The organism is Aeromicrobium flavum (assembly GCF_007992115.1).
GTDB lineage: Bacteria > Actinomycetota > Actinomycetes > Propionibacteriales > Nocardioidaceae > Aeromicrobium > Aeromicrobium flavum.
Window position 1 is genome coordinate 1 of record NZ_BJZQ01000013.1, and the last position, 20,246, is coordinate 20,246.

Annotated in this window: 25 protein-coding genes; 8 read left to right on the top strand and 17 right to left on the bottom strand. The window is 69.9% G+C overall.

Annotated features, from left to right (window positions below; translation table 11 throughout):
- Positions 1–280: YbhB/YbcL family Raf kinase inhibitor-like protein (locus AFL01nite_RS11580; RefSeq protein ID WP_371862828.1), on the top strand; the 280-nt coding region annotated here is incomplete at its 5' end.
- Positions 281–289: 9 nt separating this feature from the next.
- On the opposite strand, the gene AFL01nite_RS11585 is transcribed toward AFL01nite_RS11580, so the two are convergent.
- Genes AFL01nite_RS11585 through AFL01nite_RS11605 form a run of 5 tightly spaced genes read right to left on the bottom strand, consistent with a single transcriptional unit; the run spans position 290 to position 4,552 of the window.
- Positions 290–1,459, bottom strand: a complete 1,170-nt coding sequence (locus AFL01nite_RS11585; protein WP_146827845.1) for a hypothetical protein — start codon at positions 1,457–1,459, stop codon at positions 290–292.
- A gap of 35 nt (positions 1,460–1,494) precedes the next feature.
- On the bottom strand, positions 1,495–2,202 hold the full coding sequence (locus AFL01nite_RS11590) for a lytic transglycosylase domain-containing protein (RefSeq protein ID WP_146827846.1): 708 nt from the start codon (positions 2,200–2,202) through the stop codon (positions 1,495–1,497).
- On the bottom strand, positions 2,202–3,290 hold the full coding sequence (locus tag AFL01nite_RS11595) for an SPFH domain-containing protein (protein ID WP_146827847.1): 1,089 nt from the start codon (positions 3,288–3,290) through the stop codon (positions 2,202–2,204). The genes AFL01nite_RS11590 and AFL01nite_RS11595 overlap by 1 nt, the downstream gene beginning before the upstream one ends.
- The gene (locus tag AFL01nite_RS11600) at positions 3,291–3,740 is read right to left on the bottom strand and encodes an NfeD family protein (RefSeq protein WP_146827848.1); all 450 of its coding nucleotides are present in this window, start codon (positions 3,738–3,740) and stop codon (positions 3,291–3,293) included.
- Positions 3,741–3,748: 8 nt separating this feature from the next.
- On the bottom strand, positions 3,749–4,552 hold the full coding sequence (locus tag AFL01nite_RS11605; RefSeq protein ID WP_146827849.1) for an ABC transporter ATP-binding protein: 804 nt from the start codon (positions 4,550–4,552) through the stop codon (positions 3,749–3,751).
- Positions 4,553–4,602: 50 nt separating this feature from the next.
- Here AFL01nite_RS11605 and serB point away from each other — a divergent pair, with 50 nt between their 5' ends.
- Positions 4,603–5,844 (top strand): phosphoserine phosphatase SerB, encoded by a 1,242-nt coding sequence (serB, locus tag AFL01nite_RS11610; protein WP_146827850.1) that lies wholly within the window; start codon positions 4,603–4,605, stop codon positions 5,842–5,844.
- Positions 5,845–5,847: 3 nt separating this feature from the next.
- Here serB and AFL01nite_RS11615 read toward each other — a convergent pair whose 3' ends face one another.
- On the bottom strand, positions 5,848–6,063 hold the full coding sequence (locus AFL01nite_RS11615) for a dodecin (protein ID WP_146827851.1): 216 nt from the start codon (positions 6,061–6,063) through the stop codon (positions 5,848–5,850).
- A gap of 60 nt (positions 6,064–6,123) precedes the next feature.
- On the opposite strand from AFL01nite_RS11615, the gene AFL01nite_RS11620 reads away from it, so the two are divergent.
- Positions 6,124–6,405, top strand: coding sequence for a DUF3099 domain-containing protein (locus AFL01nite_RS11620; protein WP_146827852.1), 282 nt, complete (start codon positions 6,124–6,126; stop codon positions 6,403–6,405).
- Positions 6,406–6,409: 4 nt separating this feature from the next.
- Entirely contained in the window at positions 6,410–7,144 is a 735-nt protein-coding gene (locus AFL01nite_RS11625; protein ID WP_146827853.1) for an SURF1 family cytochrome oxidase biogenesis protein, read from the top strand.
- Here AFL01nite_RS11625 and AFL01nite_RS11630 read toward each other — a convergent pair.
- The 9 genes from AFL01nite_RS11630 to AFL01nite_RS11670 all read right to left on the bottom strand — a co-directional run bounded on the left by AFL01nite_RS11630 (position 7,117) and on the right by AFL01nite_RS11670 (position 15,414).
- Positions 7,117–8,718, bottom strand: coding sequence for an ABC-F family ATP-binding cassette domain-containing protein (locus AFL01nite_RS11630; RefSeq protein ID WP_146827854.1), 1,602 nt, complete (start codon positions 8,716–8,718; stop codon positions 7,117–7,119). The genes AFL01nite_RS11625 and AFL01nite_RS11630 overlap by 28 nt on opposite strands.
- Positions 8,719–8,950: 232 nt before the next feature.
- Complete coding sequence (locus AFL01nite_RS11635; protein ID WP_146827855.1) at positions 8,951–9,310, bottom strand: metal-sulfur cluster assembly factor; 360 nt, start codon at positions 9,308–9,310, stop codon at positions 8,951–8,953.
- Entirely contained in the window at positions 9,307–9,762 is a 456-nt protein-coding gene (gene sufU, locus AFL01nite_RS11640; RefSeq protein WP_146827856.1) for a Fe-S cluster assembly sulfur transfer protein SufU, read from the bottom strand. The genes AFL01nite_RS11635 and sufU overlap by 4 nt, the downstream gene beginning before the upstream one ends.
- Positions 9,763–9,764: 2 nt before the next feature.
- Positions 9,765–10,997 carry a cysteine desulfurase gene (locus AFL01nite_RS11645; protein ID WP_146827857.1) on the bottom strand — a complete coding sequence of 411 codons (1,233 nt, stop codon included), beginning with the start codon at positions 10,995–10,997 and terminating at the stop codon, positions 9,765–9,767.
- 2 nt (positions 10,998–10,999) lie between these two features.
- Positions 11,000–11,758 (bottom strand): Fe-S cluster assembly ATPase SufC, encoded by a 759-nt coding sequence (gene sufC / locus AFL01nite_RS11650; protein WP_146827858.1) that lies wholly within the window; start codon positions 11,756–11,758, stop codon positions 11,000–11,002.
- Positions 11,755–12,081 carry a Rieske (2Fe-2S) protein gene (locus AFL01nite_RS11655; RefSeq protein ID WP_146827859.1) on the bottom strand — a complete coding sequence of 109 codons (327 nt, stop codon included), beginning with the start codon at positions 12,079–12,081 and terminating at the stop codon, positions 11,755–11,757. Before AFL01nite_RS11655 ends, sufC begins: the two co-directional genes overlap by 4 nt.
- Positions 12,078–13,268, bottom strand: a complete 1,191-nt coding sequence (gene sufD, locus AFL01nite_RS11660) for a Fe-S cluster assembly protein SufD (protein WP_246119694.1) — start codon at positions 13,266–13,268, stop codon at positions 12,078–12,080. Before sufD ends, AFL01nite_RS11655 begins: the two co-directional genes overlap by 4 nt.
- Complete coding sequence (gene sufB, locus AFL01nite_RS11665; RefSeq protein WP_146827860.1) at positions 13,265–14,701, bottom strand: Fe-S cluster assembly protein SufB; 1,437 nt, start codon at positions 14,699–14,701, stop codon at positions 13,265–13,267. The genes sufD and sufB overlap by 4 nt, the downstream gene beginning before the upstream one ends.
- Positions 14,698–15,414: a helix-turn-helix transcriptional regulator gene (locus tag AFL01nite_RS11670; protein WP_307724467.1), complete on the bottom strand. Its 717-nt coding sequence runs from the start codon at positions 15,412–15,414 to the stop codon at positions 14,698–14,700. The genes sufB and AFL01nite_RS11670 overlap by 4 nt, the downstream gene beginning before the upstream one ends.
- 83 nt (positions 15,415–15,497) lie before the next feature.
- Between AFL01nite_RS11670 and AFL01nite_RS11675 the strand changes: the two genes are divergently transcribed.
- The 3 genes from AFL01nite_RS11675 to AFL01nite_RS11685 are packed head-to-tail and all read left to right on the top strand — an operon-like array spanning position 15,498 to position 17,987.
- Positions 15,498–16,016 carry a hypothetical protein gene (locus AFL01nite_RS11675; protein WP_146827861.1) on the top strand — a complete coding sequence of 173 codons (519 nt, stop codon included), beginning with the start codon at positions 15,498–15,500 and terminating at the stop codon, positions 16,014–16,016.
- Positions 15,968–16,915: a hypothetical protein gene (locus tag AFL01nite_RS11680; RefSeq protein WP_146827862.1), complete on the top strand. Its 948-nt coding sequence runs from the start codon at positions 15,968–15,970 to the stop codon at positions 16,913–16,915. The genes AFL01nite_RS11675 and AFL01nite_RS11680 overlap by 49 nt, the downstream gene beginning before the upstream one ends.
- Positions 16,916–16,931: 16 nt before the next feature.
- Positions 16,932–17,987 carry a DNA polymerase domain-containing protein gene (locus AFL01nite_RS11685; RefSeq protein WP_146827863.1) on the top strand — a complete coding sequence of 352 codons (1,056 nt, stop codon included), beginning with the start codon at positions 16,932–16,934 and terminating at the stop codon, positions 17,985–17,987.
- Here the strand turns inward: AFL01nite_RS11685 and AFL01nite_RS11690 are convergent.
- Complete coding sequence (locus AFL01nite_RS11690; RefSeq protein WP_186813929.1) at positions 17,984–18,727, bottom strand: GAF and ANTAR domain-containing protein; 744 nt, start codon at positions 18,725–18,727, stop codon at positions 17,984–17,986. The two genes, AFL01nite_RS11685 and AFL01nite_RS11690, sit on opposite strands and share 4 nt — an antisense overlap.
- A gap of 58 nt (positions 18,728–18,785) precedes the next feature.
- Between AFL01nite_RS11690 and AFL01nite_RS11695 the strand changes: the two genes are divergently transcribed.
- A complete protein-coding gene (locus tag AFL01nite_RS11695) occupies positions 18,786–19,136 on the top strand; it encodes a DUF2510 domain-containing protein (RefSeq protein WP_222593515.1) in 351 nt (116 codons plus the stop codon).
- A 10-nt stretch (positions 19,137–19,146) separates the two neighbouring features.
- On the opposite strand, the gene AFL01nite_RS11700 is transcribed toward AFL01nite_RS11695, so the two are convergent.
- The gene (locus tag AFL01nite_RS11700; RefSeq protein ID WP_146827866.1) at positions 19,147–20,235 is read right to left on the bottom strand and encodes an ATP-dependent DNA ligase; all 1,089 of its coding nucleotides are present in this window, start codon (positions 20,233–20,235) and stop codon (positions 19,147–19,149) included.
- Positions 20,236–20,246: the final 11 nt, after the last annotated feature.

The following is a 20,246-nucleotide window of genomic DNA, read 5'->3' on the forward strand; positions in this document are numbered from 1 at the left end:
CATCCCGGCGGATGTCACCGAGCTTCCCACCGGCGCCGGCGCGAGCGACGAGACGCTCCCCGGGAGCGCCTTCCACGTGCGCAACGACGGTGGCGGCCTGAGCTTCATGGGCGCCGCTCCCCCGGAGGGCGACCAGCCGCACCGCTACTTCTTCGTCGTGCACGCCGTCGGCGAGGAGACGCTCGGCGTCGACGGCTCGGCCTCCCCCGCTGTCGTCGGGTTCAACCTCGCGTTCAAGACGCTCGGCCGCGCCATCATCCACGGCACCTGGCAGGCCTGACCCGCACGGTCAGCGGCGACGGGCGGTGAATCCCTCGGTGACCCGACAGTTGCCGGCCGTCCGGTACGTGTAGCGGGCCTGGGTCATCTTCGTGCCGGCCACGCGGCCGCGCAGCGTGGCCGTGTACCAGACGTTGCCCTTGCGGTACTGCTTGGTCGCGTCCACGTAGCCGTGCCGCGGCACCTTGACCTTCGGGAACGTCAGCGAGACGTTCCGGTAGGTCGGGAAGCCACCGAAGCCACCACCGCAGGTCATGCGCATGTTGGCGCCGCGGAACCCGGCGATGCGACCGTTCTTGACCTTGAAGGTGAAGGTCTTGTTCGAGCTCCGCCAGGCGCCGGCCCGCGGCTTGGCCGGTGCCTTCACGGCCCGGACCCGGATGGCGCGGCTTGCGCTGACGCCCGACCCGCTGACGGTGATCCGCACCGCGGTGCGCTTCTTCTTGCCCGTCAGGCGCAGCGGCACGTCGACGGCGAGCTCCTCCCCCGGCTGGAGCGCTCCTACCTTCTTGCGGACGGTCTTCATTCCCTTGCCGCGTGCCGTCACCACGATGTTCCGGGCTCGGTACCGGCCGGAGTTCTTGACGAGGACCTCGTGCCGGTGCACGACACCCCGGACGAGGCGGACCTGCTCCTGTGTCCTGCCGAGCAGGCGGGGCTGCGAGACGGTCAGACGGGGCTCCGCGTACTGGTTGGTGAGCCGCGCGCCCATCGCATCGACCGGCGCGTCAGGGTTCTCACGATCGATCATCATCACGACCACGCAGTCCCAATCGCGCGGACTCCGCAGACCTCGCTCCCACACCCAGTACTTCCTGCCGTCGGGGACGACCCCGTCGTCGTAGTGTCCGGTCAACTGGCACTGACTGCCCGACGTGACTCCCAGGTGCGCACGGACCGCCGTGTCCCGGTCGATCGGGTCGCCCTTCACCCACGCATCGGCCTCGAGGACGATGTCGCCGTCCTCGTCGTAGTGCACGGAGACGTTGACTCGCTGCAGCTGGCGGTGGGCGGGCGTTGCGGGCCGCGGGAATCCGGGGAGCGACGTCGTGAGAACCGCCGTCTTCTTCTCGAGCCGACGTTCGGGCGCGGCCTGGGCCGGTGCACCGCCGACCGACGACAGGACGGTGCCGACGAGTGCGGCGGTGATCAACGCGACGGACAGTCTTCCCCGGGACATGCCGAGATGCTACGACATCAGCGTGTGCACGCGGGCTACTTCGCGTAGCTGTCGGCGATGCCGCGGACCTTCTCGACGTAGGCCATCGAGTTGTTGTAGGCGTAGACCGCCTTGACCCAGCCGTCGCCCGACAGGTCGCGCTCGCGGTAGCACAGGTGGTTGGCGGCGCCGAGGGCCGCGTCGTCGATGTCGTGCGGGTCGGCCACGCCGTCACCGTCGGCGTCGGCGCCGTACTGCTCCCACGACGACGTGAGGAACTGGAACGGGCCGACGGCCCGGTCCCACTCCTCGTCGCCGTGCAGGGCGGTCGACGCCTTGGTCGCCTCGATCGCGCGCGTGCCGTTCTCGCCGTTGAGCGGCGGGCCGACGATCCGCTTGCTCGGCACGCCCGCCGCGTCGAGCCCGGCGCCACCCAGCGTGCCGTGCGCCGACTCGACCGAGCCGACCCCGGCGAGCGTGTTCCACCGCAGGCTGCACGTGGGCTGCGCCTCACGCTGGCTGATCTCGGTGCGGGCGTACGCCTGCATCGCGCGCACCGGGATCTGCCGGTCGGCCGCGGTCCGGGTGACCCAGTCCTCGTCGGGCTCGGTCGTGGAGCCGGCGGCCAACGGGACCTTCTCGGCCTGCTGGGCCGGCGGTCCGCTGACCGGGTCGTCGTCGGTGCGATCGACGACGAGCCACGCCACGACGATCGCCACCGTGGCGAGCACGGCGGCACCGAGGGCGAGCCGGCCTCGGTGCATCAGACCGCGGGGGGCTGGTCCGTCGGCGGCTGGTCCTGGGTGGAGACCGGCGACTCGGCCTGCTTGGCCGCGCGGATGGCCTCCTCGACGGCGCTGCTGGTGTTCTCCTGCCCGTAGGACGACTCCGTGACGACCGGCTCGTCCAGGTCGATCCGCCGACGCGAGCCGCCACCGTCGGTCGGGATCGAGCCGACGACGTTGCCGATCTGGCTCAGCGCCGCGGTGACCTCGGCGGGGATGATCCACGTCGAGGCGTTGTGACCCTGCGCGATCTTCGGCAGCGTCTGCAGGTACTGGTACGACAGCAGCTTCTGGTCGGGGTTGCCGTCGTGGATCGCCTGGAAGACGGTCTCGATGGCACGGCCCTCGCCCTGCGCGGTCAGAATCGCTGCGGTCTTCTCGCCCTCGGCGGTCAGGATGGCCGACTGCTTCTGGCCCTCGGCCGTGAGGATCGCGGCCTGCTTCTGGCCCTCGGCGCTGAGGATGGCCGACTGGCGCTCGCCCTCGGCGGTCAGGATCGCCGCGCGCTTGTCGCGCTCGGCGCGCATCTGCTTCTCCATCGCGTCGATGATGGTCGGCGGCGGATCGATGCTCTTGAGCTCGACCCGGCTCACCTTGATGCCCCAGCGAGCCGTCGCGGCGTCCAGCTCGGCGCTCAGCGTGCGGTTGATCTGGTCGCGGCTGGTCAGCGCGTGCTCCAGCGTCATGCCACCGATGATGTTGCGCAGCGTGGTCGTCGTGAGCTGGTGGATGCCCTCGATGTAGTTGACGATCTCGTACGTCGCGGCCACCGGGTTGTTGACCGTGTAGAGGATGACGGTGTCGATCTCGACCGTCAGGTTGTCCTCGGTGATGACGCCCTGCGGCGGGAAGGAGACGACCTGCTCACGCTGGTCGACGCGGTACCGGACGCGGTCCAGGAACGGGACGATCAGGTGGGGTCCGGGCGTCAGGGTGGTGCGGTACTTGCCGAGCCGCTCGACGATCCCGGCGAAGTTCTGGGGGATGATCTTGAGGCTCATCGTCGCGGTGACGATCAGCAGGATCACCAGCAAGAAGAAGAACACCAGCAGGGCGGACGCGAACATTCAGTGCTCCTTCCGGACGACCCGAGCGATCGGGCCGTCGATGGCGGCGACGAGCAGCTCGTCACCGGGTTCATAGGTCGCTTCGGGATCGACCGGACGGGCAGTCCAGAGGTCGGTGCCGATCAGCACCCGCCCGGCGTGCCGGTTGACACGCTCGTCGACGATGGCCAGCTCGCCCACGAGGCCGTGCTGACCGAGCGGGAGCGACGGGCCGTCGTGGACCTTCGCCGCGATGCGCGGGCGGACCAGGGCCAGCAGGGCCACCGAGACCACGCCGAAGAGGGCCAGCTGGATTGCGATCGGGGCACCGAGGCCGGCGGCCGCGGCCGCGGAGAACGCGGCGATGCCGAACATCAGGAAGATCAGCTCGCCACTGGCGAGCTCGATCAGGCCCACGATGACGCCGAGCGCGGCCCACGTGAGCCAGATGTCGTCCCCGAACCAGTCCATGTCCCCTCCTAGTTCGCTCGTCGCCGCACCGGCGGCCGGCGGGCCGAGAAGCGTCCCGCGTCGTGGATGACCTCGAGTCGCTGGCGGAACGCCGTCGACAGGTTCTGCGACGTGAGCGTCTCTTCGATGGGCCCGGAGGCTACCACGGCTCCGCCGGAGAGCAGGAGCGCGTGGGTGAAGCCCGGCGCGATCTCCTCGAGGTGGTGCGACACCATCACGAGCGACGGGCCGTACAGGTCGGAGGCGAGCGCCTCGAGGCTCTCGACGAGGTCCTCGCGGGCGCCGACGTCGAGCCCGGCGGCCGGCTCGTCGAGCAGGACCACCTCGGGGTCGGTCATCAGCGAACGGGCCAGCAGGACGCGCTTCTTCTCGCCCTCCGAGAGCGTCCCGAAGGTGCGGTGGGACAGCCCGGCGATGCCGAGCTCCGCGAGCATCGCCATCGCGCGCCGGTGGTCCTCGTCGTCGTACTCCTCGTTCCAGCGGCCGAGGACGGCGTAGGCGGCGGAGAGAATGAGGTTGCGGACGGTCTCGTCGCCCGGCACCCGGTCGGCGATCGCGGCGCTGGTGTGGCCGATGCGCGGCCGCAGCTCGAACACGTCGACCGCTCCGAGGCGCTCGCCGAGGATCTCGGCGGTGCCGGAGGTGGGGTGCATGTTGGCCGAGGCGACCTGCAGCAGCGTCGTCTTCCCGGCGCCGTTGGGGCCGACGATGACCCAGTGCTCCCCCGGTTCCACGCGCCACGAGACGCGGTCCAGCAGAGGCTTGCCCGAGCGCACGATGGTGACGTCGGTCAGGTCGAACACGGCGGTCACACCACCAACCTATCGGTTGGGTGCAACGACCTGGGGATACCCTCGACACGATGAGCACCCCCGCCTCGGGACACGTCCCCACGCTGCACCTGACCGCCCCGACGGCACTGGTCACCTTCAGTGGTCCTGACCGCTCCGGCGTCTCCACCCGCGTCTTCTCCGCGCTGGACGCCCACGGGGTGGAGGTGATCGACGTCGAGCAGCTGGTCGTGCGCGGCCGCCTTGTCCTGAGCGTCCTGGTGACGACCCCCGACGACGTGCCCGCCTTCGAGGCCGACCTCGCCGCGGTGGGCGCCGAGATGGGGCTCGAGGCGGAGGTCGTCCACGGCACCGGCGACAACCGTCCCCGGCGGGTCGGCCGCGCCCAGGTCGTGGTGCTCGGCGCCCCCCTGATGCCCGATGCGCTGGCCGCCCTGACGCAGGGCATCGGCCGGCTCGGCGGCAACATCGACCGCATCGTGCGCATGGCCCGCTACCCCGTGACCGCGATCCGGATGGAGGTGTCGGGCGCCGACCCCGACGCGCTGCAGTCCGAGCTCGCGACGATCGGGCACCAGTACGGCACCGACGTGGCGGTCCAGGAGCACGGCATCCTGCGGCACGCCCAGCGGCTCGTGGTGATGGACGTCGACTCGACCCTCATCCAGGGCGAGGTCATCGAGATGCTGGCCGCCCACGCGGGCTGCGAGCAGGCGGTCGCGGCGGTCACCGAGCGGGCGATGCGCGGCGAGCTCGACTTCGCGGCCTCCCTGCACGAGCGGGTCGCGCAGCTGCGCGGCGTGCCCGAGTCGGCGCTGGACGACGTCTACCGCAACCTCGAGTTCACGCCCGGCGCGCGCACCATGATCCGCACGCTCAAGCGGCTCGGCTACCGGTTCGCGCTCGTCAGCGGCGGGTTCACCCAGATCATCGAGCGCATCGCCGACGACCTGGACATCGACTACTTCGCGGCCAACGAGCTCGAGGTGCAGGACGGTGCGCTGACCGGTCGCGTCGTCGGCCGCGTGGTCGACCGCGCCGGCAAGGCCACCGCCCTGCGCGACTTCGCCGGCCGGGCCGGCATCAACGTGCGCAACACCGTCGCGATCGGCGACGGAGCCAATGACCTCGACATGCTGGCCGCCGCGGGCCTGGGCATCGCGTTCAACGCGAAGCCGCTCGTGCGCGACCAGGCCCGGACGTCGGTCAACGTCCCGTACCTCGACGCGATCATCTATCTGATGGGCATCACCCGCGAGGAGGTCGAGGCGGCCGACGCCGCCGACGCCGCCCCGCGGGTCGAGTGGCGCTGAGTCCTACTCGTCGTCCTCGAGGCGGAAGCCGATCTTCATCGTGACCTGGTAGTGCTCGACCTCGTTGTCGACGATCTGGCCGCGAATCCCGACGACCTCGAACCAGTCCAGGTGGCGCAGGGTCTGCGAGGCCCGGCCGATGCCGCTGTCGATGGCCTCGCTGACGCCGTCCGGGGACGTGCCGACGATCTCGGTGACGCGATAGGTGCGGTTGCTCATGGGGCCATCGTCCCACCCGCTCCCGCGGGCCGCCCGGGACCCACGGCGTAGACTGCATGCATGGCACGCGGCGACTCCGAAGAGGTCCACTCGATCACGAGTGCGCGCGAGCCCCACAGCGCCCAGGTCGACCATCGCGAGCGCAACTACCTCATCTCGATGGCGATCCGCGTGGCCTGCTTCCTGTCCTTCGTGGCCGTCGACCACTGGATCCGCTGGGTGTTCCTCGTCGGTGCGGTCTTCCTGCCCTACGTCGCCGTCGTCATCGGCAACTCCGCCATCCGCAACTCCGGCGACGGTCCGTCCCCGTTCGGGGTCGACCGCAAGCAACTGGGCCAGTAGCTTGTTGAGGTTCCTCCTGAGCCCGCGCTGGATCGGGCTCGCGATCTTCGTCGTGGCGATGGCCACCACCTGCTACGTGCTCGGCGGCTGGCAGTACGACCGCTGGGAGCAGCGCAAGGCAGACAACGCTGTCGTGCGCGCCAACCTCGACGCCGACCCCGCCCCCGTCTCCGACGTGGTCACCGGCGGCTGGGATCCCGACCTCGAGTACCGCAGCGTCACCGCCACGGGCACCTTCGATCCCGCGCACGAGCTGACGGTGCGCTTCGCCCACCGCGACGGCCGCCCGGGCGTGCAGGTGGTCACTCCCCTGCGCCTGACCGACGGCTCGGTCGTCCTGGTCGACCGCGGCTGGCTCGGCGGTCCACGCAACGGCGAAGCGCCCGAGGACGTGCCCGACGCCCCGTCCGGTCCGGTCACGGTCACCGGATGGCTGCAGCCCGCCAGCACGGCCGACCGGGCCGCCACCACCCCCCGCGACGGTCAGGTGCGCGCCGTGAACGGTGCGCGCTGGACCGAGTTCCTCGGCACCGAGCCGCTCCCGGGCTTCATCGCGATGACGTCACCCGAGCAGGACGGGCTCGAGGGGCCGGTCGATCCTGACCTCGGCACCGGACCGCACCTGTTCTACGCGATCCAGTGGTACTTCTTCCTGGGCTTGGCGCTGTTCGGCTACGTGTGGTTCGTCCGCGACGAGCTCCGCAACCCGCGTCAGGCCAGGCTGACCAGGTCGGCGTAGGTGTCGGACCAGAGGTCCTCCTCGCCGTCGGGCAGCAGCAGCACCCGGTCGGGCTCCAGCGCGTGCACCGCGCCCTCGTCGTGGGTGACCAGCACGATGGCGCCCTCGTAGGAGCGGATCGCCGCCAGCACCTCCTCGCGAGACGCGGGGTCGAGGTTGTTGGTGGGCTCGTCGAGCAGCAGCACGTTCGCCGACGACACGATCAGGCTGGCCAGCGCCAGGCGGGTCTTCTCGCCACCGGAGAGCACGCCGGCAGGCTTCGCGGTGTCGTCTCCGGTGAACAGGAACGAGCCCAGGACGCTGCGCGCCTCGGCGTCGTTCAGGTGCGGCGCGGCGCTCTGCATGTTCTCCAGCACGGTGCGCGAGGTGTCGAGCGTCTCGTGCTCCTGGGCGTAGTAGCCGACCTTGAGGCCGTGGCCTGGGATGATCTCGCCGGTGTCGGCCCGGTCGGCGCCGCCGAGGAGGCGCAGCAGGGTGGTCTTGCCCGCACCGTTGAGGCCGAGCACGACGACGCGGCTGCCGCGGTCGATCGCCAGGTCGACGTCGGTGAAGATCTCCAGCGAGCCGTAGGACTTCGACAGCCCGGTGGCCATGAGCGGGGTCTTGCCGCACGCGGCGGGCTTCGGGAACGCGATCTTGGCGACCTTGTCGACGGCGCGCACGTCCTCCAGCCCCGCCATCATCTTCTCGGCGCGCTTGAGCATCTGCTGCGCCGCGGTCGCCTTGGAGGCCTTCGCGCGCATGCGGTTGCCCTGGTCGATCAAGCGCTCGGCCTGCTTCATGGCGTTGGCGCGGTCACGCTTGCGGCGGGCCTCGTCGGCCTCGCGCTGCTTGAGGTACGGGCGCCAGCCCATGTTGTAGATGTCGATGACGCCGCGGTTGGCGTCGAGGTAGAAGACCTTGTTGACGGTCTCCTCGACGAGGTCGACGTCGTGGCTGATGATCACCAGTCCGCCGGAGAAGCTCTTCAGGAAGCCACGCAACCAGACAATGGAGTCGGCGTCCAGGTGGTTGGTGGGCTCGTCGAGCAGCAGGATGTCGGCATCCGAGAACAGGATGCGCGCCAGCTCGATGCGACGGCGCTGACCACCTGACAGCGTGCTCAGCGGCTGCTCGAGGACCCGTTCGGGCAGGCCGAGCGCCATGGCGATCGTCGCCGCCTCGGACTCGGCCGCGTAGCCGCCGCCGGCGCCGAACTCGGCATCGGCGCGGGAGTAGCGACGCATCGCGTCCTCGGCCAGCGCCGAGTCCTCCGAGGCCATCTCCTTCTCGGCCTTGCGCATCTTGCGCAGCGCCTCGTCCAGCCCGCGGGCCGCGAGGATGCGGTCGCGTGCGGTGACGCTGGGGTCGCCGACGCGAGGATCCTGCGGCAGGTAGCCGACGGTGCCCGTACGGGTGATCGTGCCCTTGGCGGGCTCGCCGCCGGCACCGGCCAGCATCTTCGTGAGGGTGGTCTTGCCGGCGCCGTTGCGGCCGACGAGGCCGATCTTGTCGCCCTTGGCGACCTGGAAGGAGACGTCGGACATCAGGACGCGCGCGCCGAAGCGCAGCTCCACGTGGGAAGCGGTGATCATGGGGAGTCTTTCGAGGTGAGTACGAACGGGTGACGGGGCGTGCTCACGTCACAGCAACAGGGGATGACTCACTCCTCCATGCTACGGGTCGAGGCACCCGGGCGACGAATCGCGCGGATGACGCACGAACGCCCACCCCTCCCGACTTTTGGAAACGGATTCACGTCCCGAACGGTCAAAGACGTGGATCCGGTTCCAAAAGTGGAGAAGGGGGGCGGAGTCGGCGGCTGGGTCAGCCGATGTTGAAGCCGAGGGCGCGCAGCATCTCGCGGCCGTCGTCGGTGATCTTGTCCGGGCCCCACGGCGGCATCCAGACCCACTCGATCCGGAAGTCGTTGACGAGGCCGTCGAGCGCGGCACGGGTCTGGTCCTCGATGACGTCGGTCAGCGGGCAGGCCGCGGAGGTGAGCGTCATCTGCAGGATCGTGTTGCTGTGCTCGTCGGTGTGGACACCATAGACGAGGCCCAGGTCGACGACGTTGATCCCCAGCTCGGGGTCGACGACGTCCTTCATCGCCTCCCAGATGTCCTCGTCGCTGGTGGCGCCGGGCTGCACGGTGACGTCGGGCAGGTCGCTGTGGTCGGTGGTCATGAGTCCTCCTTGGCCGAGGCTTGCGCCACGGCATCCTTCCAGGCCATCCAGGACAGCAGGGCGCACTTGACGCGTGCGGGGAACTGGGCGACGCCGGCGAAGGCGATCCCGTCCTCGAGCACGTCCTCGTCAGGTTCGACCTGACCGCGGCCCTGCATGAGCTCCTGGAAGGCATTCAGTGTGGTCAGTGCGTCGTCGACGTCCTTGCCGACGACCAGGTCGTTGAGCACCGAGGCCGAGGCCTGGCTGATGGAGCAGCCGACGGAGTCGTACGACACGTCGGCGACACGGCTCCCCTCGAGATGCACGCGCAGCGTGATCTCGTCGCCGCAGGTCGGGTTGACGTGGTGGACCTCGGCCCCGAAGGGCTCACGCAGGCCCGCACCGTGCGGATGCTTGTAGTGGTCCAGGATGATCTCCTGGTACAGCGCATCGACGTTGGAAGCGTTCATTCTCAGGCTCCGAAGTACGACTGGGTGTGGCGGATCCCCGCGACGAGCGCGTCGATCTCGGCCTCGGTCGTGTACAGGTAGAACGACGCGCGCGTCGTGGACTGGACGCCGAAGCACTGGTGCAGCGGCTTGGCGCAGTGGTGGCCCGCACGGACCGCGACGCCCTGCGAGTCGAGCAGCTGCGCCACGTCGTGGGGATGGACCCCGTCGATGGTGAAGCTGATCGCTCCCCCGCGGTCGACGGGCTCCTTCGGGCCGACGATCGTGACGCCGGGCAGCTCGTTCATCGCGCTGAGCGCGTACGCCGTGATCTGCTGCTCGTGCGCCGCGACGTTCTCCATGCCGAGGTCGGTCAGGTAGTCGACCGCGGCACCGAGTCCGACCGACTGCGCGATCGGCGGCGTGCCCGCCTCGAACCGGTGCGGCGGAGCGGCGAAGGTCGTGCGCTCCATCGACACGGTCTCGATCATCTCGCCGCCACCGAGGAACGGCGGCAGCTCGGCGAGCAGGTCGTAGCGACCCCACAGGACGCCGATGCCAGTCGGACCGACCATCTTGTGTCCGGTGAAGGCGACGAAGTCGGCACCCAGGGCGGCCACGTCGACCGGCAGCTGGGGCACCGCCTGCGACGCGTCGATGACGACCAGCGCGCCCACCTCGTGGGCACGTCGGACGATCTCGGCGACGGGGTTGATCGTGCCCAGCATGTTCGAGACCCACGTGACCGCGACGACCTTGGTGCGCTCGGTCAGCGTGTGCGAGTCGAGGTCGAGACGCCCCTCGGGCGTGACGCCGTACCAGCGCAGGTCGGCACCCGTGCGCTGCGCGAGCAGCTGCCACGGCACGAGGTTGGAGTGGTGCTCCATCTGGGTCACCACGACCTCGTCGCCGGCACCGACCCGGCCGCCGTCCCCGAGGACGCGCGCCACCAGGTTCAGCGCCTCGGACGCGTTCTTGGTGAACACGACCTCCTCGCGACGCGGGGCGCCGATGAAGGCCGCCACCTTGTCGCGACCCAGCTCGAAGGCCTCGCTGGCCTCCGCGCCGAGCTGGTGCATCGCCCGGGCGACGTTCGCGTTGTGCTCGAGGTAGTGGCGCTCGATCGCCTCGACGACCTGACGCGGCTTCTGCGACGTGTTGGCGCTGTCCAGGTACACGAGCGGACGATCGCCCGCCATGGTCCTGGAGAGGATCGGGAAATCCTTGCGGATCGCCTCGACGTCGAAGCCGGTCATGATCAGACGGCCGCCTTCGTGAACTTGTCGTAGCCCTCGGCCTCGAGCAGCTCTGCGAGCTCGCGGCCACCGGTCTCGGCCAGGCGGCCCGCGACGAACACGTGCACGTAGTCGGGCTCGATGTAGTTCAGGATGCGCGTGTAGTGCGTGATCAGCAGCACGCCACGGTCGCCCTGGGCCGAGTAGCGGTTGACGCCGTCGGAGACGACGCGCAGGGCGTCGATGTCCAGGCCGGAGTCGGTCTCGTCGAGCACCGCGAACTTCGGGTTGAGCAGCTCGAGCTGGGCGATCTCGTGGCGCTTCTTCTCGCCGCCGGAGAAGCCCTCGTTGACCGAGCGCGACGAGAACGACGGGTCGAGCGTCATCCGCTCGAGCGCGGCGTTGACGTCCTTGACCCACGTGCGCAGCTTGGGGGCCTCGCCGTCGATGGCGGTCTTGGCGGTGCGCAGGAAGTTCGCGACCGACACGCCCGGGATCTCGACCGGGTACTGCATCGCGAGGAACAGGCCCGCGCGGGCGCGCTCATCGACGCTCAGCTCGAGGATGTTCTGGCCGTCGAGGAGGACCTCGCCGTCGGTGATCTGGTACTTCGGGTGTCCGGCGATCGAGTACGCGAGGGTGGACTTGCCGGAGCCGTTCGGGCCCATGATGGCGTGGACCTCGCCGGAGTTGATGGTCAGATCGACGCCGCGGAGGATCTCCTTGGCGCCGTCCTCGGTGTCGACGGACACGTGGAGGTTCTTGATCTCCAGGGTGCTCATGCGTTTTCTCCTTGGTTGGGGAGGTCGACCCAGACGGTCTCTCCCTCGATCTTGGTCTGGTAGACGGGGACCGGTTCGGTGGCCGGCAGGCCCAGGGCCTTGCCGGTGCGCAGGTCGAAGCGCGACCCGTGCAGGAAGCACTCGATCTCGCAGCCCTCGACGTCGCCGTCGGACAGCGGGATCTCGGCGTGCGAGCACCAGTCCTGGATGCAGTAGACGGTGTCGCCGTCACGCACCAGGGCCAGGTCGTGGCCCTCGAACTCGATGCCGAGCGCCGCGCCCTCGGGGACGTCGGCGAGCTTCGCGACCTCCTGGAAGGTCATGCAGTCACCGCCGCAGGGTTGCCGACCACCGTGGCCAGCTCGTCCTCGATGGCGGACATGAGGCGCTCCTGCAGGTCCTCGACACCGATCCGACGGATGATGTCGTTGAAGAACCCGTGGACCACGAGGCGCTTGGCCTCGGTGGGGTCGATGCCGCGGCTCTGCAGGTAGAACAGGTGCTCGTCGTCGAAGCGACCCGTGGTGGACGCGTGACCGGCGCCGGCGATGTCGCCGGTCTCGATCTCGAGGTTCGGCACGGAGTCGGCGCGGGCGCCGTCGGTCAGGACGAGGTTGTCGTTCTGCTCGAACGTGTCGATGCCCTCGGCGATCTTGCGGATCAGGACGTTGCCGATCCACACGGTGTGCGCGTCCTGGCCCTGCAGCGCGCCCTTGTACTCGACGTTGCTGCGGGTGCGCGGCGCCGTGTGGTCGACGAACTGGCGGTGCTCGAGGTGCTGGCCGGCGTCGGCGAAGTAGATGCCGAGCAGGTCGACGCTGCCGCCGGGGCCCCGGTAGTCGACATTGGTCGACGAGCGGACGAGGTCGCCGCCGAGCGTGAACTCGAAGAAGCGCACCGCCGCGTCACGACCGACGCTGATGCCGTTCTGGACCGCGTGGACGGTGTCGTCGTTCCAGTCGGCCAGGTTGACGACGTCGAGCTGCGCGCCGTCGCCCACCACGTAGGTGACCGTGGAGGCGTAGGTGGCCGAGCCGACGTGGTCGAACGTGATCGTGGCCTTCGAGAAGGGCGCGACCTTGACCACGACGTGGCCCCACACCGTCTGCTCGGTGGACGAGCCGCTGAGGACGATCCGCGCGGGCGAGTCCAGCTCGCCGTCGATCGTCAGCAGGGTCGCTCCCCCGGAGTTCTCCACCGCGAGCGCCGAGAGGCGGTCGAGCGGCGCGATGCCGCCGATCGCCTTGGCCTCGTCGGTGGTGATCGTCGTCAGCGTGGCGCCGGCGGGGAGCTCGTCCTTCCACTCCAGGCACGCGTCGGACGGCTCGCCGTCGAGCAGCCCACGCAGCCGCTTGAGCGGGGTGAAGCGCCAGATCTCCTCCAGGCCCGTGGGCTTGGGGTGGTCGGCGACGTCGTACGACGGCTCGGGGTGCAGGTGGCTCTGGACGTGGTCCAGCTCCAGCGCCGCCGCCATCTGGTTGCCGGTTCCCTCAACAGTTGCGGTCGTCATCCGACAGCGCCCTCCATTTGCAGCTCGATGAGTCGGTTCAGCTCCAGCGCGTACTCCATCGGCAGCTCGCGCGCGATGGGCTCGACGAAGCCGCGGACGATCATCGCCATGGCCTCGTCCTCCTCCATGCCTCGCTGCATGAAGTAGAAGAGCTGGTCGTCGCTGACCTTGGAGACGGTCGCCTCGTGGCCGAGGGTCACGTCGTCCTCGCGGACGTCGACGTACGGGTACGTGTCGGAGCGGCTGATCTGGTCGACCAGCAGGGCGTCGCACTTGACGGTGCTGGCCGAGCCGTAGGCGCCCTCGTTGACCTGGAGCAGGCCGCGGTAGGACGTGCGGCCGCCGCCACGGGCGACGGACTTGCTCAGGATCGAGCTGGACGTGTTCGGCGCGACGTGCACCATCTTGGCGCCGGTGTCCTGGTACTGGCCCTCGCCGGCGAAGGCGATGGACAGCGTCTCGCCCTTGGCCTGCTCGCCCATGAGGTAGACGGCCGGGTACTTCATCGTGACCTTGGAGCCGATGTTGCCGTCGACCCACTCCATCGTGGCGCCGGCCTCGCAGGTGGCGCGCTTGGTGACGAGGTTGTACACGTTGTTCGACCAGTTCTGGATCGTCGTGTAGCGGACGCGGGCGCCCTTCTTGACGATGATCTCGACGACGGCCGAGTGCAGCGAGTCGGTCTTGTAGATCGGCGCGGTGCAGCCCTCGACGTAGTGGATGTAGGAATCCTCGTCGGCGATGATCAGCGTGCGCTCGAACTGGCCCATGTTCTCGGTGTTGATCCGGAAGTAGGCCTGCAGCGGGATGTCGACGTGGACGCCCTTGGGCACGTAGATGAACGAGCCACCGGACCACACGGACGTGTTCAGCGCGGCGAACTTGTTGTCGCCGACGGGGATGACGGTGCCGAAGTACTCCTCGAAGAGCTCGGGGTGCTCCTTCAGCGCGGTGTCGGTGTCGAGGAAGATGACGCCCTGCTGCTCCAGGTCCTCACGGATCTGGTGGTAGACGACCTCGGACTCGTACTGCGCGGCGACGCCCGAGACGAGGCGCTGCTTCTCGGCCTCGGGGATGCCGAGGCGGTCGTACGTGTTCTTGATGTCCTCGGGGAGCTCCTCCCACGTGGTCGCCTGCTTCTCGGTCGACCGGACGAAGTACTTGATGTTGTCGAAGTCAATCTGGTCCAGATCGGCGCCCCACGTCGGCATCGGCTTGCGGTTGAAGAGCTTGAGGCCCTTCAGGCGCAGGTCGAGCATCCACTGGGGCTCGTTCTTCTTGGCCGAGATGTCGCGCACGACGGCCTCGCTGAGCCCGCGCTGCGCGCTGGCTCCGGCGACGTCGGCATCGTGCCAGCCGAACTCGTAGTTGCCGACCTCCTTGAGACCCGGGTTCAGGTCTTCGATCGAGGTCGTGTCGTTCGTGGTCGTCATGACGACTCCCCTTCGTGGTGGGACACAGCGGTGGTGATGGTGGTCTGGGTGGCGCGGGGCAGGTGCGTGGTGCACACGCCGTCCCCGTGCGCGATCGTGGCGAGGCGCTGCACGTGCGAGCCCAGGAGCTCGGCGAACACCTCGGTCTCGGCCTCGCACAGCTGCGGGAACTCCTCGGCGACGTGGGCCACCGGGCAGTGGTGCTGGCAGATCTGCTCGCCGAGCGGGGTCGAGCTGGCCGAGGCGGCGAAGCCGTCGTCGGTCAGGGCCTTGGCCAGGACGGACGCCTGGTCCTCGACGGGGATGTCGGCCAGCAGCGTCGCGTAGCGGTGGCGGAAGTCGGCCAGCCGGTGGCGGGCGAAGTCCATGACCGCGGCGTCGCCCCCGGTGGCGCGCAGGAAGCGCAGCGCGTCAGCGGCCAGGTCGTCGTAGGAGTGCGCGAACGTGTCGCGACCGGCGGCGGTCAGGGCGAAGACCCGGGCCGGGCGGCCGCGGCGACGCTCGCCGCGGATGCGCTCCTCGCGGGAGTCGACCAGGCCCTGTTCGACGAGGTGCTCGAGGTGACGGCGGACGGCCGCCGGGGTGAGACCGAGGCGGGTGGCGAGGCTCGTGGCGGTGCTCGGGCCGTTCTCCAGGATGCTCTCGGCGACGCGATCACGCGTCGAGAGGTCGTCGACGGGCGACACCTCTCGATCCATGCTCACGTATTTCACAACGCCATTGTTGCGTTAATGATTCCCCCGGTTCAACGAAGGGGAGCCTCACCGTGTCGCACATCATCACTAGGATCACTTCCATGCTGACCAGGGGGATGCGCACGGTCACGTGCGCCATGGCCATGACGACCGCTCTCGTGCTGGGCGGATGCGGTGACGACGGCGACTCCGACCTGCCGGCCGCCAGCGCGCCGACCACGGCCGCATCCGGCGAGGACGAGGTCGTCGCCGTCCTGGAGGCCTTCTGGGCCGAGCGCGTGCGCGTGGAGTCGTCGGGACGGTACGACACCGCCGACTTCTCCGGGGTCCTCAGCACCACGATGCTCGAGCCGCAGCGTCAGCAGTACCAGCAGTACGAGGAGACCGGCTTCCGTCGCGTGGGCAAGCCGCAGCTGCGCGACTACACCGCCGAGGTCGACGGGGACACCGCGGTGGCCACCGTGTGCGTCCAGGAGGACGAGTGGGGCGCCACCGCCGACGTCAAGATCGCCGAGCCGGAGCCCCAGGGCTGGTACCCCAGCAGCCACCGCCTCGAGCGCACCGGCGACGCGTGGCTGATCGTCGACGCCGCCGAGCCTCCCGCGGGCGTCTCGTGCTGAGGTCGCTGGCGCGGATCGCGGCCGTGCTCGCCGGTGCCGCCCTCACGGTCGGCGGCCTGGCGGGAGCGGCCGACGCAGCGCGCACGTGCACCGCCTACGGGGACAGCGACCCGCGCACGCCCGGCATCCAGTACGGCTGCGTCGAGTGGTCGGGTGACGACACGTCGGACGACGACACCGGGTCGGACAACGGCAACGGCAACGACAACGGGTCGCCCGCCCCGCCCCAGTGCACGTTCCACGGCATCTACGACGACTTCTGCATCGGGAAGCGGGCCTGTTACAAGAACGACCCCGCGGCGGTCCAGGACGTCGAGCGGGCCCGCGAGGACACCCCGGGGCTCGCGGACAAGCCCGCCGACGCCGAGCGCCTCATCTTCACCGGCTGCCGGGAGACTCCCGACTCCGAGGAGGTGCGCCGCTACTACTGGGACACCGAGCTCGAGGAGACGACCGTCTCGGTCGTCGACCGCATCCGCGCCGCCCGCGGAGCGCTCCGGCTGCCCACCGTGACAGCGACCTTCAACCCGCCCACTCGCACGCTGGTCAACATCGAGACCTGGTGGTGGGCCCAGGGCGCACCCGCCGCCGAGATCGTGGGAACCCCCGCCCTGGGCATGCGCGCGATCGCCAGCCCGCGCGGCATGACGGTCAGCGTGGCCGGCCAGTCGGTCTCGTGTCCCCTGGTGACGAGGATGGCCGACACGTGCGCCATGCAGTTCCGGCGGGCCGGCGACCATCCCGCCACGATGACGCTCACCTACGACATCCGGTTCGAGATGGGCGGGACGGTCATCCCCGTCCCTGCGGGCGCCCAGGACCTGATGACCCTCACCACCACCGCCACGACCACGGTGCCCGTCCGTGAGGTCCAGTCGATCGTCACGGACGTCGACTGACCCTTAGGGTCGGGCCATGGGGGCAACAGCTGTCGAGATCGAGGCCGGCGGGCGCACCGTGCGCGTCTCGAGCCCGGACCGGGTCATCTTCGAGAAGACCGATCGAACGCCGGACATCACCAAGCTCGAGGTGGTCGAGTACTTCGTCTCCGTGGAGGACGGGCTCATGCGAGCCCTGCGCGAGCGGCCGACCACCCTGGAGCGCTGGCCGAAGGGCGTCCGCGAGGACATGGTGATGGCCACGCGAGCCGACGGCCACGGCGATGCGTTCTACCAGAAGCGGGTGCCCAAGGGCGCTCCCCCGTACCTCGAGACGGTGCGCATCCACTTCCCCTCCGGCCGTCGCGCCGACGAGATCTGCCCCACCGAGATCGCCGTGCCCGCATGGGCCGCCCACATGGGCACGATCACCTTCCACCCGTGGCCCGTCCGGCGCGCCGACGTCGACCACCCCGACGAGATCCGGATCGACCTCGACCCCCAGCCGGGCACCGACTTCCACGACGCGCAGCGCGTCGCGAAGGTCGCCAAGGAGCTGCTCGAGGAGATCGGCATCCGCGGGTTCGCCAAGACCAGCGGCAACCGCGGCGTCCATGTCTTCGCGCGGATCGAGCCGACGTGGACGTTCACCGACGTGCGACACGCGGCGCTCGCCTTCGGCCGCGAGCTCGAGCGTCGCGACGACGGCGTGACGACCGCGTGGTGGAAGGAGGAGCGCGGCGAGAAGATCTTCGTCGACTTCAACCAGAACGCGCGCGACCGCACGATCGCCAGCGCCTACAGCCTGCGCCCCAAGCCCGGGGCGCCCGTGTCCACGCCGCTGACGTGGGACGAGCTGTTCGACGTCGACGACCCGCGCGAGCTCAACCTCACGACGGTGCCGTCCCTGCTGGAGCGCCGGCCCGACCCCTGGACCGAGATCGACGACGTCCACCACTCGCTGCAGACACTCCTCGACTGGTACGACCGCGACGAGGAGAACGGCCTCGGCGAGATGCCCTACCCGCCCGACTACCCGAAGATGCCCGGCGAGCCTCGCCGGGTCCAGCCGTCCCGCAAGAAGACCGACTAGCCGTCCAGCGCCTCCGCGGCATCACGGGGATGCCCGGTGGTGGCGCGGGTGCGCAGCACGTCCTGGGCCACCTCGACGAGCCGCACGTTCTCGGCCTGGGAGCGACGACGCAGGTACGCGAACGACGTCTCGGCGTCGAGGTCGTACGCCTGCATGAGCACCCCCTGTGCCTGACCGATCACCGTGCGGCTGTCGAGCGCGACCTGCATGTTCAGGTGCGTCACGGCATTGGCGTACGCCACGGCCGCCTGCGACGCAAGCAGCTCCAGCACGTCAAGATCCGCCCGCGTGAACGCCGCTCGGCGCGTGTCGTAGACGTTCAGGGAGCCGTAGCTCCGTCCGCGCGACTCCATCCGCGCACTGATGCTGGACCGGTAGCCGACCTTCATCGCCTCCGGTCCCCAGCGCGGCCAGCGCTCGTCCGTCGCGACGTCCTCCACGAGGAAGACGCTGGTGTCGGTGCGGATCGCGTCGAGGCACGGCCCCTCGTCCAGCTCGGCCTGCAGCCGGTGCGCACGGGCGACCCCCTCGGACGTCTCGCCGAGCGTGTCGATCCGGCCCTTGGCCTTCAACAGCATGATGCCGGAGTCCTCCCCGTCGACCGCGGTGCGCGCGTACTCGGCGATGTGTCGCACCGCCTTCTCCGGCGCCTCGTGCACCTCGGCCGCCATCTCGATCAGCAACCGGTGAATTCCCTGGTCCATCCGCAGCAAGTCCTTCCACGGCCCCACTCGGGGCATCGACATCATCGTGTCACGAGCAAGGACGCGTGGCATCGCGGAGCGCTACCCTCAGGCGGTGACGCACGAGCAGGTGCCCGCGGGCTGGTACGACGATCCCGCCGGCAGCGGGGGCAAGCGGTTCTGGAACGGCCGGTCGTGGACCGAGCGGGTCGAGGGCGGTGCAGCAGGGCTTCCGTTCGGGCGCCTCGAGGCTCGGTCGCGTGCCACGGGTCCCTCGCGGTCGTCGCGGGCCCAGGACCGCATCCCCGACGGCTTCATGCTGCTCAACGGCCACCAGGTGCGGATCGGCGCGGGCCTGCCGCAGGAGCCCCAACGCACCGTCAACGTCCGCGGGATCGTCCTGGCCGTCGTGGTCGCCGCGCTCCTGCTCGCGTGGCTCGTCGGGCTCGCGAGCAGCATCGGCTGACCGTCGTCGGTCACTGCAGGACGTCACCGAGGTCGTACCGCGCGACCTCCTCCAGCTGGGCGTAGGTGCAGGACTTTGGCTCGCGGTCGGGCCGCCAGCGCTGGAAGCGTGCGGTGTGGCGGAACCTCGCCTGGTCGCCCTCGCCCTCCATGTGCTCGTAGGCGACCTCGACCACCCGCTCGGGACGCAACGGCACGAACGACAGGTCCTTCGTGCCGGTCCAGCGGCTCTGCCCGCCCGGCAGCCGACCCGAGGCCTGCGCGGCCTCGTCGCGCCACTGGTTCCAGGGGTGCGACTCCCCCTCGGCCAGCCGGAGCGGCGCCAGCTCGTCGATCAGCTCGGCCCGGCGGGCCTCGGTGAACGACGCCGCGACGCCCACGTGCTGCAGGCGCCCGTCGTCCGCGAAGATCCCCAGCAGCATCGACCCCAGCAGGGGGCGGTCGGCGGTCGAGTTCTTGTGCAGCCGGTAGCCCGCCACCACGACGTCGGCCGTCCGCGCGTGCTTGACCTTCACCATCGTCCGGCCGTTGGGCACGTAGGGAGTGTCCAGCCGTTTGGCGATCACGCCGTCGAGCCCGGCGCCCTCGAACGTGGTGAACCACTCCTCCGCCTCGGCGGGGTCCTCCGTCACGCGGGTGACGTGGACCGGAGCCGACGCCGACGCGAGCGCCTCGGCCAGAGCCGGTCGGCGGACCGACAGCGGCTCGTCCAGGAAGGACCGGTCGCCCAGTGCGAGGAGGTCGAACGCCACGAACGACGCCGGCGTCTCACGGCTCAGCATCGTCACGCGCGACTCCGCCGGGTGGATCCGGTTGCTCAGCGCGTCGAAGCTCAGCCTGCCGTCGAGGGCGATGACGATCTCGCCGTCGAGCACGCACCGGGCGGGCGTGTTCGCGCGGATCGAGGCGACGACGTCCGGGAAGTAGCGCGTCAGCGGCTTGGTCGACCGGCTCGCGATCTCGACCTCGTCGCCGTCGCGGAAGATCACCGCGCGGAAGCCGTCCCACTTGGGCTCGTAGAGCAGGCCGTCGCCGTGCGGCACCTGCTTGGCGGACTTGGCGAGCATCGGCGCCAGCGGCGGCATCACGGGCAGGTCCATGGCTTCAACCT

Coding starts and splice junctions, on each gene's coding strand:
- AFL01nite_RS11585 (WP_146827845.1), bottom strand. CDS start 1,459: ATGTCCCGGGGAAGACTGTCCGTCGCGTTGATCACCGCCGCACTCGTC.
- AFL01nite_RS11590 (WP_146827846.1), bottom strand. CDS start 2,202: ATGCACCGAGGCCGGCTCGCCCTCGGTGCCGCCGTGCTCGCCACGGTG.
- AFL01nite_RS11595 (WP_146827847.1), bottom strand. CDS start 3,290: ATGTTCGCGTCCGCCCTGCTGGTGTTCTTCTTCTTGCTGGTGATCCTG.
- AFL01nite_RS11600 (WP_146827848.1), bottom strand. CDS start 3,740: ATGGACTGGTTCGGGGACGACATCTGGCTCACGTGGGCCGCGCTCGGC.
- serB (WP_146827850.1), top strand. CDS start 4,603: ATGAGCACCCCCGCCTCGGGACACGTCCCCACGCTGCACCTGACCGCC.
- AFL01nite_RS11615 (WP_146827851.1), bottom strand. CDS start 6,063: ATGAGCAACCGCACCTATCGCGTCACCGAGATCGTCGGCACGTCCCCG.
- AFL01nite_RS11620 (WP_146827852.1), top strand. CDS start 6,124: ATGGCACGCGGCGACTCCGAAGAGGTCCACTCGATCACGAGTGCGCGC.
- AFL01nite_RS11630 (WP_146827854.1), bottom strand. CDS start 8,718: ATGATCACCGCTTCCCACGTGGAGCTGCGCTTCGGCGCGCGCGTCCTG.
- AFL01nite_RS11635 (WP_146827855.1), bottom strand. CDS start 9,310: ATGACCACCGACCACAGCGACCTGCCCGACGTCACCGTGCAGCCCGGC.
- sufU (WP_146827856.1), bottom strand. CDS start 9,762: ATGAACGCTTCCAACGTCGATGCGCTGTACCAGGAGATCATCCTGGAC.
- AFL01nite_RS11645 (WP_146827857.1), bottom strand. CDS start 10,997: ATGACCGGCTTCGACGTCGAGGCGATCCGCAAGGATTTCCCGATCCTC.
- sufC (WP_146827858.1), bottom strand. CDS start 11,758: ATGAGCACCCTGGAGATCAAGAACCTCCACGTGTCCGTCGACACCGAG.
- AFL01nite_RS11655 (WP_146827859.1), bottom strand. CDS start 12,081: ATGACCTTCCAGGAGGTCGCGAAGCTCGCCGACGTCCCCGAGGGCGCG.
- sufD (WP_246119694.1), bottom strand. CDS start 13,268: ATGACGACCGCAACTGTTGAGGGAACCGGCAACCAGATGGCGGCGGCG.
- sufB (WP_146827860.1), bottom strand. CDS start 14,701: ATGACGACCACGAACGACACGACCTCGATCGAAGACCTGAACCCGGGT.
- AFL01nite_RS11675 (WP_146827861.1), top strand. CDS start 15,498: ATGCTGACCAGGGGGATGCGCACGGTCACGTGCGCCATGGCCATGACG.
- AFL01nite_RS11685 (WP_146827863.1), top strand. CDS start 16,932: ATGGGGGCAACAGCTGTCGAGATCGAGGCCGGCGGGCGCACCGTGCGC.
- AFL01nite_RS11690 (WP_186813929.1), bottom strand. CDS start 18,727: ATGCCCCGAGTGGGGCCGTGGAAGGACTTGCTGCGGATGGACCAGGGA.
- AFL01nite_RS11700 (WP_146827866.1), bottom strand. CDS start 20,235: ATGGACCTGCCCGTGATGCCGCCGCTGGCGCCGATGCTCGCCAAGTCC.